Annotated in this window: 10 protein-coding genes; 5 read left to right on the forward strand and 5 right to left on the reverse strand. The window is 72.8% G+C overall.

Going from position 1 to position 12814, the window contains the following annotated elements; all coding sequences use genetic code 11:
* Nucleotides 1-11: 11 nt before the first annotated feature.
* Together ACFVX6_RS00625 and ACFVX6_RS00630 are read right to left on the reverse strand one after the other, a co-directional pair.
* Nucleotides 12-1232 carry an acetyl-CoA C-acetyltransferase gene (locus tag ACFVX6_RS00625; RefSeq protein ID WP_389686462.1) on the reverse strand — a complete coding sequence of 407 codons (1221 nt, stop codon included), beginning with the start codon at nt 1230-1232 and terminating at the stop codon, nt 12-14.
* A gap of 67 nt (nt 1233-1299) precedes the next feature.
* On the reverse strand, nt 1300-2358 hold the full coding sequence (locus tag ACFVX6_RS00630) for an SGNH/GDSL hydrolase family protein (RefSeq protein ID WP_389686464.1): 1059 nt from the start codon (nt 2356-2358) through the stop codon (nt 1300-1302).
* Nucleotides 2359-2525: 167 nt separating this feature from the next.
* On the opposite strand from ACFVX6_RS00630, the gene ACFVX6_RS00635 reads away from it, so the two are divergent.
* Nucleotides 2526-3911, forward strand: a complete 1386-nt coding sequence (locus ACFVX6_RS00635) for a cystathionine beta-synthase (RefSeq protein ID WP_389686575.1) — start codon at nt 2526-2528, stop codon at nt 3909-3911.
* A gap of 374 nt (nt 3912-4285) precedes the next feature.
* Here the strand turns inward: ACFVX6_RS00635 and ACFVX6_RS00640 are convergent, their stop codons facing one another.
* Together ACFVX6_RS00640 and ACFVX6_RS00645 are read right to left on the reverse strand one after the other, a co-directional pair.
* Nucleotides 4286-4675: a hypothetical protein gene (locus tag ACFVX6_RS00640; RefSeq protein WP_389686466.1), complete on the reverse strand. Its 390-nt coding sequence runs from the start codon at nt 4673-4675 to the stop codon at nt 4286-4288.
* A gap of 9 nt (nt 4676-4684) precedes the next feature.
* Nucleotides 4685-5947 carry an MFS transporter gene (locus ACFVX6_RS00645; protein ID WP_389686468.1) on the reverse strand — a complete coding sequence of 421 codons (1263 nt, stop codon included), beginning with the start codon at nt 5945-5947 and terminating at the stop codon, nt 4685-4687.
* Between the two features lie 243 nt (nt 5948-6190).
* On the opposite strand from ACFVX6_RS00645, the gene ACFVX6_RS00650 reads away from it, so the two are divergent.
* Nucleotides 6191-7033: a MurR/RpiR family transcriptional regulator gene (locus tag ACFVX6_RS00650; RefSeq protein WP_389686470.1), complete on the forward strand. Its 843-nt coding sequence runs from the start codon at nt 6191-6193 to the stop codon at nt 7031-7033.
* A gap of 10 nt (nt 7034-7043) precedes the next feature.
* On the opposite strand, the gene ACFVX6_RS00655 is transcribed toward ACFVX6_RS00650, so the two are convergent.
* The gene (locus ACFVX6_RS00655) at nt 7044-8456 is read right to left on the reverse strand and encodes a diaminopimelate decarboxylase (RefSeq protein WP_389686472.1); all 1413 of its coding nucleotides are present in this window, start codon (nt 8454-8456) and stop codon (nt 7044-7046) included.
* Nucleotides 8457-8560: 104 nt separating this feature from the next.
* On the opposite strand from ACFVX6_RS00655, the gene hutU reads away from it, so the two are divergent.
* From hutU to ACFVX6_RS00670, 3 genes are read left to right on the forward strand one after another with little or no spacing between them, the layout of a single operon-like run.
* Nucleotides 8561-10225, forward strand: a complete 1665-nt coding sequence (gene hutU, locus ACFVX6_RS00660; protein ID WP_389686474.1) for a urocanate hydratase — start codon at nt 8561-8563, stop codon at nt 10223-10225.
* 35 nt (nt 10226-10260) lie between these two features.
* Nucleotides 10261-11451, forward strand: a complete 1191-nt coding sequence (locus ACFVX6_RS00665) for an allantoate amidohydrolase (protein ID WP_389686577.1) — start codon at nt 10261-10263, stop codon at nt 11449-11451.
* Entirely contained in the window at nt 11442-12806 is a 1365-nt protein-coding gene (locus ACFVX6_RS00670) for a formimidoylglutamate deiminase (RefSeq protein ID WP_389686476.1), read from the forward strand. Before ACFVX6_RS00665 ends, ACFVX6_RS00670 begins: the two co-directional genes overlap by 10 nt.
* The last annotated feature ends 8 nt before the right edge of the window (nt 12807-12814 follow it).

Genomic DNA, 12814 nt, shown 5'->3' on the forward strand with positions numbered 1-12814 from the left:
CTCTGCCCGACCTAGCTCAGCCGCTCGATGATCATGGCCATGCCCTGGCCGCCGCCGACGCACATGGTTTCGAGGCCGAACTGCTTGTCGTGGAACTGCAGGCTGTTGATCAGCGTGCCCGTGATGCGCGCGCCGGTCATCCCGAACGGGTGACCGATGGCGATGGCCCCGCCGTTGACGTTCAGCTTCTCCAGCGGGATCTCCAGGTCCCGGTAGGAGGGGATCACCTGGGCCGCGAAGGCCTCGTTGATCTCGAACAGGTCGATGTCGCCGACGGTCAGGCCCGCCCGCTTCAGCGCCTGCTTGGAGGCCTCGACCGGGCCCAGGCCCATGATCTCGGGGGAGAGGCCGGTGACGCCGGTGGAGACGATCCGGGCCAGCGGGGTCAGGCCCAGCTCGCGCGCCTTGGTGTCGCTCATGACGACCAGCGCCGCGGCGCCGTCGTTCAGCGGGCAGCAGTTGCCCGCCGTGATCAGGCCGTCGGGGCGGAAGACGGGCTTGAGGCCCTGGACGGCCTCCAGGGTGACCCCGGCGCGCGGGCCGTCGTCCTGCGAGACGACCGTGCCGTCCGGGGTGGTGATCGGGGTGATCTCGCGGGCCCAGAAGCCGTTCTTGATGGCTTCCTCGGCCAGGTTCTGCGAGCGCACGCCGAACTCGTCCATGTCGGCGCGGGTCACGCCCTTGAGCCGGGCCAGGTTCTCCGCGGTCTGACCCATCCCGATGTACGCGTCGGGGGTGCGGCCGTCCTCACGCGGGTCGTGCCAGGAGGAGCCGGTGGACTCGGCGACCTCCTTGGTACGGGCCTCGGACTCGGCGAAGAGCGGGTTGTGGGTGCCCGGGATGCCGTCGGAGGAGCCGTTCACGGACCGGGAGACCATCTCCACGCCCGCGGAGATGAAGACGTCGCCCTCGCCCGCCTTGATGGCGTGCAGCGCCATCCGGGAGGTCTGGAGCGAGGAGGCGCAGTAGCGGGTGATCGTGGTGGCGGGCAGGTGGTCCATGCCCATCTGCACCGCGACGATCCGGCCGAGGTTGTGGCCCTGCTCGCCGCCCGGGAGGCCGCAGCCCAGCATCAGGTCGTCGATCTCGCGCGGGTCCAGCCCGGGAACCTTGGCGAGGGCGGCCTGGATGACCGTGGCGGTCAGGTCGTCCGGGCGGACGTCCTTGAGGGATCCCTTGAAGGCGCGACCGATCGGCGAACGGGCGGTGGAAACGATGACGGCTTCGGGCATCGGGGCTCCAAGGGAGGTGGTGTCGTACCGGGACCGCATGCGAAGTTACCGCCCCGTACCGTCGAGGTCACTGCCCTTGCGATGTGACTCCGGTCGCTCTGGGCGCCTCCGGGGTGCCGCCCGGCGCGGCTCCTCCAGTCTGCTCCGTGAGGTCCTCGCCCGGCACCCGGCGCCTGCGCCGGTACTTGAGCAGCGCCCACGCGCCGCGGGCCCCGGTCACCTCGGTGCCGGCCTGGCCCGCCGCGGCCGAGGCGGCCTTGGCCAGCGGGAGCATGTCCTCGTTGCGCGAGACGTCCAGCCGGTCCGACTCGGGCCACACGCCCAGGGCCGCGCACAGGGTCGGCAGTATGGCCATCGCCGCGGTCGCGTACCCCTCCGCCGACGGGTGGTAGGAGTCCGGTCCGAACATCTCGCGGGGGTTCGCCGCGAACTCCGTTCCCATCAGGTCGCCGATCGAGACGGTACGGGCACCCAGCGCGAGCACCCCGATCGTCTGGGCGGCCGCGAGCTGGCGCGAGACCCGGCGGGCCAGCCACCGCAGCGGCTGGTACACCGGCTCGATGGTGCCGAGGTCCGGGCAGGTGCCGACCACCACCTCGGAGCCCGCGAGCCGCAGCCGGCGTACGGCCGCGGTCAGCAGCCGCACCGACTGGGTGGGCGGCATCCGGCGGGTCACGTCATTGGCGCCGATCATGATCACGCACACGTCGGGGGCGGGGCCGTCGCCGTCCAGCAGCAGCCCCGTCTGGCGGTCCAGGTCGTCCGACATGGCACCCGAGAGCGCCACGTTGCGCAGCTCGACCGGCCGCTCGGCCACCGCCGCCAGCCCCGAGGCCAACAGGGCTCCCGGAGTCTGCCGGGCCCGCCGCACCCCCAGCCCGGCGGCCGTGGAATCACCCAGTACGCCGAACCGCAGCGGGCCCGGACTCAGCTCGGGACCGCCGAACTCGCTCCCGTACAGCCCGTCCGCGCGCGGCGGATCCGGCAGGCCGGTGCCGACCGTCCGCTTCGCGAACTGCATCTCCGCGACCACCAGCCCGACCGCGGCGGCTCCGACGAGCCCGAGCCCGCCGCCGCCGTACGCCGCTCCCGCCGCGATGCGGCGGGCCGTCCTCGCCCTGGACACCCTTCAAGCCACCTTCTCGGTCCCTTGGCCGGATCCCTGCGCCGTTCCTGCAGACCCGGCCGTCCTGTTGACCTACCTGCCCCGTACGGACGGTCGGCCAATCCCTTTCCGCATAGTCTGGCGGTGCCTCCCGGAGAACCCGTGGAGTCCCCTCCTTGGAGAACATGGTGCAATTCCACGACTCGATGATCAGCCTCGTCGGCAACACCCCGCTGGTGAAGCTCAACCGTGTGACCGAAGGCCTTCAGGCCACCGTCCTTGCCAAGGTCGAGTACTTCAATCCCGGCGGATCCGTGAAGGACCGGATCGCCGTCAGGATGATCGAGGCCGCCGAACAGAGCGGAGCACTCAAGCCCGGCGGCACCATCGTGGAGCCCACGAGCGGCAACACGGGTGTAGGACTCGCCATCGTGGCCCAGCAGAAGGGCTACAAGTGCATCTTCGTCTGCCCCGACAAGGTCTCGGCTGACAAGATCAACGTCATGCGTGCGTACGGCGCCGAGGTCGTGGTCTGCCCGACCGCCGTCGACCCCGAGCACCCGGACTCGTACTACAACGTGTCCGACCGCCTCGTGCGCGAGACCCCGGGCGCCTGGAAGCCCGACCAGTACAGCAACCCGAACAACTCGCGCTCGCACTACGAGACCACCGGCCCCGAGCTCTGGGAGCAGACCGCCGGGAAGATCACCCACTTCGTCGCCGGCGTCGGCACGGGCGGCACGATCTCGGGCACCGGCCGGTACCTCAAGGAGGCCTCCGACGGCCGCGTGAAGATCATCGGCGCGGACCCCGAGGGCTCGGTCTACTCCGGCGGCTCGGGCCGCCCGTACCTCGTCGAGGGCGTCGGCGAGGACTTCTGGCCCACCGCCTACGACCCGAACGTGACCGACGAGATCATCGCGGTGTCCGACAAGGACTCCTTCCAGATGACCCGCCGCCTCGCCAAGGAGGAGGGCCTGCTCGTCGGCGGCTCCTGCGGCATGGCGGTCGTCGCCGCGCTGCGGGCGGCCGAGGGCCTCGGCCCGGACGACGTGGTCGTCGTCCTGCTCCCGGACAGCGGCCGCGGCTACATCAGCAAGATCTTCAACGACGAGTGGATGGCCGGACACGGCTTCCTGGAGGACGCGGGCCCGTCGGCCCGCATCCGGGACGTGCTCGCGGACAAGGCGGGCGGCATCCCCTCCCTGGTCCACATGCACCCCGAGGAGACCGTCGGCGAGGCCATCGAGGTGCTGCGCGAGTACGGCGTCTCGCAGATGCCGATCGTCAAGCCGGGCGCCGGTCACCCCGACGTGATGGCGGCCGAGGTCATCGGCTCCGTGGTCGAGAAGGAGCTGCTGGCGGCTCTGTTCGCGCAGCGCGCCTCCCTCGGCGACCCGCTGGAGAAGCACATGAGCGCTCCGCTGCCGCAGGTCGGCTCGGGCGAGCCGGTCTCCGAGCTGATGGCGGTGCTCGGCGAGGCCGACGCGGCGATCGTGCTGGTCGAGGGCAAGCCGACCGGTGTGGTGAGCCGTCAGGACCTGCTGGCGTTCCTGGCCAAGGGCGCCAAGTAGCCCGAAGTCGCAGGACCCGTACGGCCGGTACGGCCCGTACGGGTCCGCGCGCGGGCGACGCGCAAACGGTACGGGCCCGACACGTGACGGCAGCACCCGCTTAACAAGGCTCCGGCACAGTGGTGGTTGTCGGCAGGGAAGCCCGGGAAACCGGGACCCGGCCGGCACCACGAACGGCGTCTTCGCACCTCCGGAGCGGCTCCCGGACCGCGTTGGACGCCACGGACGCGCGGACGGCCCTGACCCGGCCCGTGTCCTGCGCGGGGACCGCCGTCGTCCCGCCCCCGGGAAACCGGGGTGCGGCGGTCCCCGCGCATAAACACGTGCGCGGGCGCCCGCGGGCCCTTCCGGCCGCCGCCCCTGCTGCCTGCCCGTCAGTCCAGCGCGTCGGTACCGCGCTCGCCCGTGTGGCGGCGGCGGAACTTCGCCGCGTGGACGTAGTTGACGCCCAGGATGCCGAGCCAGGCGACGACCAGACCGCTGAGATGGGCCTGGGCGGCGCCGATCGCGGAGAGCGGGATCGCCAGCACCAAGGTGATGATCGCGAAGCCGAAGCGCTCGCCGAAGTTGCCGTCCGGGGAGTCCGCCGCGCTCGGATGGGTACCGCGGGCTGCGGAGAGCCGCTCCTCCGCGAGGCGCCGGCGCACCTGCGTGTCGACCTTCTCCACGAACGAGTCCACCAGCGCGGCCTCGTACTCCGCCCCCAGCTCCCGCCGGGCGTCGAGCGTGGCGGAGAGTTCCTTCTTCAGCTCCTGCGACTCCATCCCGTCACCCTAGGAGCCCCCGTCCTTCCCGACACTGGGGCTAGCCCCCGTATCGCGCCGCACGAGCCTGCGGACCGGGCGGACGACGACGAGGGCGAGGGCGCAGCCGAGGCTGATCGCGGCGCCGGCCAGCAGGAGCGGGCGGACGCCGACGAGGCCGCTCACCGGGCCCGAGAGGACCTGGCCGAGCGGGATGGCGAGGATCGAACCGCCCACCTCGTACGCCGTCACGCGGTTGAGCCGGTCCTCGGGGATCTGGGTCTGCACCGTGGTGGACCACTGGACGCCCCAGAACGCCCAGCCCACACCGCTGATCGCGTAGCCGAGCATGAGCAGCGGCAGGGCCGGGACCAGGGCCGCGGCCAGCGGCATCATCGGGAACAGGAACATCGCGAAGCCGCCGCCGAGCAGCGGGCGGGCCGGGCGGATCCGGATCGCGACGAGCCCGCCGAGGACGCAGCCGGCCCCGAAGGCGCCCTCCGCGTACCCGAAGGCGGCCTTGCCGTGCTCGGCGATGATCGAGGCCGCGCCGAGCGGGGTGAGCGGCCCCCAGACGAAGACGCCGAGCACCCACCAGATCAGGATCACCGCCCACAGCCAGGACCTGGAGCGGAACTCGTCCCAGCCCTCCCGCAGGTTCGTGAGGGTGGACTGCGAGCGGTCGGGTGCGAAGCGGGGGAGCCGCAGCGCGAGCAGGCAGACCCCGCTGATCGCGAAGGTGGCTGCGTCGATCACGAACACCCAGGCCGTCGAGGTGGCGGCGACCAGGACGCCGGCGAGCGCCGGCCCGGCCATCGTGGCCATCCCCTGGCTCACCCGCAGCACCCCGTTGGCCTGGGTGGGGTCGGTGGAGACCTGGGGGACGAGGCTGGCGGTGCCCGGCTGGAACATCGCGGTGGCGATGCCGCCGAGGACCGACCCTCCGATGACGAACCACAGGGTGGGGTGGCCGAGCCAGAGGTAGACGGCGAAGGAGCCCTGCGCCACGCACCGGACCGCGTCGGCGCCGATCATCTGCGGCAGGGGGTGGAAGCGGTCCGCGATCACCCCGCCGAAGACGATGAAGAGGGCGAAGGACCCCATCCAGGCGCCCAGCGCGTACCCGATGCCGCTCACCCCGTAGCCGAGCGAGATCATGGCGACGGCCAGGGCGACCGGCATCATCATGTCGCCCAGCATCGACACGATGCGGGCGGTGAAGAACAAGCCGAAGTTCTTGGTCCACAGGCGGGTTCCGGGCAGTGGTGGAGCGGAGACGGACGAAGACACCATGAGGGCCAATTCACTTGAATTCGGTGGGTGTTGACCGGGTGGATCTCGGCGGTCGGCCCTTGAGGATCAAGCGCCGTCCGTGGGCCGGTCAAGCGAATTGATCGGGGTGCGCGCAGGCTCCGGGAGGTCTCGGATGACGGGATCGGGTTGCCGTCCTGCATAGCCGCATGCAGAGTGCTCGGTGACTGAATATCCCGTCGGCGGCCGCCCGGCCGCCGGGTGGACGGGACGGAGGGGAACGGGATGAGCGAGAGCCCTGCGGCCCGGCTGCAGAAGCTGTTCGAGGGGCACCGGCTGACGCCGACCCAGCGGCGGATCGCGCACTGCATGGTGCGCGGCGCGGCGGAGGTGCCGTTCCTGTCGAGCGTGGAGCTCGCCGAGCTGGCCGGGGTGAGCCAGCCGTCGGTGACCCGGTTCGCGGTGGCCCTGGGCTTCGACGGCTATCCCGCGCTGCGCCGGCACCTGCGCGAAGTGGCCCCCGCCGAGCGGGCCGCGGGCGGGGAAGAGGACGCGTACAACGAGTACCAGCAGGCCGTGCAGGGCGAGATCGAGAACCTGCGGCAGCTCTCCGCGATGCTCGCCGACCCGGCGCCGGTGCGGGAGGCGGGGCGGCTGCTGGCCGGGTCGAGCCCGCTGCCCGTACTGGGGCTGCGCGCGGCCTCCTCGCAGGCGCGCGGGTTCGCGTACTTCGCCGCGAAGGTCCATCCGGACGTCCGGCTGCTCGACGAGGGCGGCTCGATGCTCGCCGACCGGATCGACGCGGCCGCGGGCGCCGGGGCCTCGGCCCTGCTGTGCTTCGCGCTGCCCCGCCATCCGAAGGAGGTCGCCGAGGCGCTGGAGCACGCGCGGGCGGCCGGGCTGACGGTGGTCACGGTCGCCGACTCGGCCTTCGCGCCGGTGGCCCGCCACTCCGACCTGCTGATCCCGGCGCCCGTCGGCACCGGCCTGGCCTTCGACACGGCGTGCGCGCCGATGCTGCTGGGGCGGGTGCTGCTGGAGGCGATGGCGGACGCCCTGCCGGACGCGCAGGCGCGGCTGGAGGCCTTCGACGCGCGGGCCGCGGCGCGCGGGCTGTTCGTGGAGTAGGCCCGGGGTGTCAGAGGAGGGCGTCCGGGGTGGCTGCGCCGGCTTCCGCCGGGATGGTTGACACCGGCTGGGCCGGACGGGCCAGGGTGAAGCGGACCTTGCCCGAGGGGGGCACCGTGAAGCCGTGCACCGCCGGTCGGGGCAGGCTATTGTAGCCGTAGTGCGCGGTGAAGGCGTACGCCCCCGTGTCGGGCACGCAGACCAGGTCCCCCGGGGCCAGCAGCGGCAGCTCCCGCGCCGCCGCCAGCAGGTCGCCCGCGAAGCACGCCGGCCCGGCGATGTCCTGGGCGACGAGGGGCCCGGTCAGCGGAGCCCCCTTCGCGGAGTACGGCAGGATCCGCACCGGCCAGGCCGCAGGGGCGTACACCGTTCGGGTGGCCACTTGGACCCCCGCGTGCGTGAGCGCGATCGCCCGCCCACCGGTGGTCTTCGTGTACTCCACCCTCGAGAGCACCAGCCCGTGTTTGGCCGTCAGGGAACGGCCGAACTCCGTGACCAGCCCGTACGCCCCCGAGAAGAGCCCGGGGACGGCCGAGCGCAGCGCGCTCACGTACTCCGCGTAGGTGGGGGTGGTCGCGTCCGAGGTGAAGTTCACCGGCAGCCCGCCGCCGATGTCCAGGGTGTCGACCTGCCGCCGCCCGGCCGCCGCGTTGATCTCCTCGGCCAGTGCGTACAGCTCCCGCACCCCTTCGGCGATCAGCGCCAGCGGCACCCCCTGGGAGCCCGAGTGGGTGTGCAGCCGGGTGAGCCAGGGCCGGTCCAGGTAGGCCCGTACGAGCCACTCGCGCGCGCCCGGATCGCGCAGTGCGATGCCGAACTTCGAGGTGGCCGTGGCGGTGGACAGGGCGTCGATGGTGCCGGCGCCGGTCTGGGTGTTGATCCGTACGCCGATCGGGGAAGCGGTGGCCGCCGCTGCGACGAGCGCGTCGAGCCGTTCGAGCTCCTGGCGGTTGTCGGCGTTCAGGGCGACGCCCAGGGCGAGGGCCTCCCGCAGCTCGGCGGCCGTCTTCGCGGGGGAGTCGAGGACGATGCGCTCCGGCGCCACCCCGGCGGCGCGGGCCAGGGCCAGCTCGCCGGGGCTGGCCACCTCGCAGCCGAGCCCGGCGTCGGCGAGCAGCCGCAGCACCGGGACGAGCGGGGCCGCCTTGACGGCGAAGGCGTGCAGGACGGGGGTGCCGGGGGCGAGGGCCCGCGCGAAGGCGCCGGTCAGAGCGGCGGCGGAGGCGCGGATGCCGGCCGTGTCGAGCAGGCACACGAGGGGTGCGTCCTCGTCGATCAGGCCCTGCTCCACGGCGGCCCGTACGGCCAGGTCCCGTCGCCGGGCGGAGTCCTCGGCGGAGTGCTCGGCGGCGTCCTCGGCGGTGGCTCCCGGGCCGTCCTCGGCGGAGCCTCCGGCGGCGTGCGCGTGTGCGTCGACTGCCATGTCCGCCATCCCATCATCCGGCGCGTCCACCCGCAGCTGTTGACTGAATCTATTCAGGACGCAAGGATGTGAATAGATAGACCAACAACGGAGGAGGCACCGCCATGTCAGGACCCCGCCCCGTACGTGCCGCGCGAGGTACCGAGCTGAGCACCCTGGGATGGCAGCAGGAGGCCGCGCTGCGGATGCTCCAGAACAACCTCGACCCCGAGGTCGCCGAGCACCCCGACAAGCTCGTCGTCTACGGCGGCACCGGCAAGGCCGCCCGTGACTGGCGCTCGTACGACGCCATGGTCCGCACCCTCCAGACCCTCAAGCAGGACGAGACGATGCTCGTCCAGTCCGGCCGCCCGGTCGGCGTGATGCAGACCCACGAGTGGGCGCCGCGCGTGCTGCTCGCGAACTCCAACCTGGTCGGCGACTGGGCCAACTGGGAGGAGTTCCGCCGCCTGGAGAACCTGGGCCTGACCATGTACGGCCAGATGACGGCCGGTTCGTGGATCTACATCGGCACCCAGGGCATCCTGCAGGGCACCTACGAGACCTTCGCCGCCGTCGCCGCGAAGAAGTTCAACGGCACCCTGGCCGGCACCATCACCCTCACCGCCGGCCTCGGCGGCATGGGCGGCGCCCAGCCCCTGGCCGTGACGATGAACGACGGCGTCGCCATCTGCATCGACGTGGACCCGCGTGCGATCGACCGCCGCATCGAGCACCGCTACCTGGACGTCAAGGCCGACAACCTGCGCCACGCCCTCCAGCTCGCCGTCGAGGCCCGCGACGCCCGCAAGCCGCTCTCCATCGGCCTGCTCGGCAACGCCGCCGATCTGCTCCCGCAGATGCTGGCCGAGGGCGCCCCGATCGACATCGTGACCGACCAGACCTCGGCCCACGACCCGCTCGCGTACCTGCCGGTCGGCGTCGACTTCGACGACATGGCCGACTACGCGGCCAAGGACCCGGCGGGCTTCACCACCCGCGCCCGCGAGTCCATGGCCACGCACGTCGAGGCCATGGTCGGCTTCATGGACGCGGGCGCCGAGGTCTTCGACTACGGCAACTCCATCCGCGGCGAGGCCCAGCTCGCCGGCTACGACCGCGCCTTCGCCTTCCCCGGCTTCGTCCCCGCCTACATCCGCCCCCTCTTCTGCGAGGGCAAGGGCCCGTTCCGCTGGGCGGCCCTGTCCGGTGAGGCCTCGGACATCCACAAGACCGACAAGGCGATGCTGGAGCTCTTCCCCGAGAACGAGTCCCTGCACCGCTGGATCAAGATGGCCGGCGAGCGCGTCCACTTCCAGGGACTGCCCGCCCGCATCTGCTGGCTCGGCTACGGCGAGCGCGACAAGGCCGGCGAGCGCTTCAACGAGATGGTCGCCGACGGCACCCTCGCCGCCCCCCTCGTCATCGGCCGCGACCACCTGGACTGCGGCTCGGTGGCCTCCCCGTACCGCGAGACCGAGGCCATGCTCGACGGCTCCGACGCGATCGCCGACTGGCCGCTGCTCAACGCCATGGTCAACGTGGCCTCCGGCGCCTCCTGGGTCTCCATCCACCACGGCGGCGGCGTCGGCATGGGCCGCTCCATCCACGCGGGCCAGGTCACGGTCGCCGACGGCACGAAGCTCGCGGGCGAGAAGATCCGCCGCGTCCTGACCAACGACCCGGGCATGGGCGTCATCCGCCACGTCGACGCCGGCTACGACATCGCCGAGACGGTCGCCGACGAGCGCGGCGTCCGCATCCCGATGCGCGAAGGCGACTCGGCGTGACCCAGGACGCCGCCGCCGGAGCCTCGTTCCACTCCATGTGGGCCGAGCTCCGGCCCATCGGCCGCCACGCGGACTCCGGCGGGTACCGCCGCCACGCCTGGACCGGCGCCGACGCCGACTGCCGGACCTGGTTCCAGGCGCAGGCGGAAGCGCGCGGGCTCGCGTACGAGACCGACCGCAACGGCAACCAGTGGGCCTGGCTCGGCGACCCCCTGGCCGGTGACGCCGTCGTCACCGGCTCCCACCTGGACTCCGTCCCCGACGGCGGGGCCTTCGACGGCCCCCTCGGGGTGGTGTCCTCCTTCGCGGCCCTGGACGAACTCCGCAGGAGGGGAGCGGAGTTCTCCAGGCCCCTGGCCATCACCAACTTCGGCGACGAGGAAGGGGCCCGCTTCGGCCTCGCCTGCGTCGGCTCCCGGCTCAGCGCCGGGCAGCTGACCAAGGAGAAGGCGTACGAGCTCCGCGACGCGGACGGCGTCAGCCTGCCCCGCGCCATGGAGGCGGCCGGCTACGACCCCGAGACCATCGGCGCCGACCCCGAACGCCTCGCCCGCATCGGCGCCTTCGTCGAACTGCACGTGGAACAGGGCCGCGCCCTCGACCTCTCCGGGGACCGGGTCGGCATCGCCTCCGCGATCTGGCCGCACGGCCGCTGGCGCTTCGACTTCCGCGGCGAGGCCAACCACGCCGGCACCACCCGGCTGTCCGACCGCCGCGACCCGATGCTCACGTACGCGCAGACCGTGCTCGCGGCGCGCGCCGAGGCGGCCCTCGCCGGGGCCGTGGCCACCTTCGGGAAGATCGCCGTCGAGCCCAACGGGGTCAACGCCATCCCCTCCCTCGTACGCGGCTGGCTCGACTCCCGCGCCGCCGACCAGGCCACCCTCGACACGGTCGTGACCGCGATCGAGAAGGCCGCCCGCGAGCGCGCGGACGCGGAGGGGATCGACCTGGACGTGGTCCGGGAATCCTTCACCCCGGTCGTCGAGTTCGAGCACGCCCTGCGCGAGGAGATGAACCGGATCCTCGGCGGGTCCGTCCCCGTGCTCGGCACGGGTGCGGGACACGACGCCGGGATCCTCTCGGCGGCCGTCCCGACCGCCATGCTGTTCGTGCGCAACCCCACCGGGGTCTCGCACTCCCCGCGGGAGTTCGCCGCCGAGGACGACTGCGTGGCGGGCGTCCTCGCCCTCGCCGACGTACTGGAAGGCCTCGCGTGCCGCTGAAGACGTACTGGCTGGAGCACGCCTGGCTCGGCACCCATGTCGAGCCGGGCGTAGCCCTGGACGTGTCCACGAGCGGCTCCGCCGCGGAAGCAGACGACGGGCGGATCTCCGCCCTGCGGACCGGGGTCGAGACCCCGCCCCCGGGAGCGGAGGTCCTGCGCGGCCTGACGGTCCCGGGCCTGGCCAACGCGCACAGCCACGCCTTCCACCGGGCCCTGCGCTCGACGGTCCAGGTCGGCTCGGGCACCTTCTGGACCTGGCGCGACTTCATGTACAAGGTCGCCCTGAACCTCACCCCCGACAGCTACTTCGCGCTCGCCCGCGCCGTCTACGCCGAGATGGCGCTGGCCGGCATCACCGCGGTGGGCGAGTTCCACTACGTCCACCACGCCCCCGGCGGAGTCCCGTACGCCGACCCCAACGCCATGGGCGAGGCCCTGATCGCGGCCGCCGCCGAGGCCGGCATCCGGATCACCCTGCTGGACACGGCGTACCTGGCGGCGGGCTTCGGAGAAGCACCCAACCCCCACCAGCTGCGCTTCTCCGACGGCACCGCGGACGCCTGGGCCGAGCGGGTCTCGGCCCTCAAGCCCCGCGAACACGCCCTGATCGGCGCCGCGATCCACTCGGTCCGCGCGGTACCGGCGGGGCAGCTCGCCACCGTCGCCGCCTGGGCGTCCGAACGCCGGGCCCCGCTGCACGTCCACCTCTCGGAGCAGACCGCCGAGAACGACGCCTGCCTGGCGGCCCACGGCCGCACCCCGACCCAACTGCTCGCCGAGCACGGGGTGCTCGGTCCGCGCACCACGGGGGTGCACAACACGCACCTCACCGACGCGGACATCGCGCTCCTGGGCTCCACCACCACCGGCACCTGCATGTGCCCCACCACCGAACGCGACCTCGCCGACGGCATCGGGCCGGCGGTACGCCTCCAGCGCGCGGGCAGTCCGCTCTCGCTGGGCAGCGACAGCCACGCGGTGATCGACCTGCTCGAAGAGGCGCGGGCGATGGAGCTGAACGAGCGCCTGAGCAGCCGGACCCGCGGCCACTGGACGGCGAACGCCCTGCTCACCGCCGCCACGGAGGACGGGCACGCGGCGCTGGGCTGGTCCGAGGCGGGCCGCCTGGAGGCGGGAGCCCTGGCGGACTTCACGACCATCGCCCTGGACTCCGTCCGCACGGCCGGGGCGCTGCCCCGCCTCGGCGCGGAGACGGCCGTCTTCGCCGCTTCCGCCGCCGATGTCCGGCACACGGTGGTGGGCGGCCGCCACATCGTCCGCGACGGAGCCCACACCCAGGTGGCGGACGTCCCGTCCGCCCTGGCCACCACCATCGCCGCCCTCCGCGGCTGACCACTCCG

Source organism: Streptomyces sp. NPDC058289 (assembly GCF_042880975.1).
Taxonomy (GTDB): domain Bacteria; phylum Actinomycetota; class Actinomycetes; order Streptomycetales; family Streptomycetaceae; genus Streptomyces; species Streptomyces stoeckheimensis.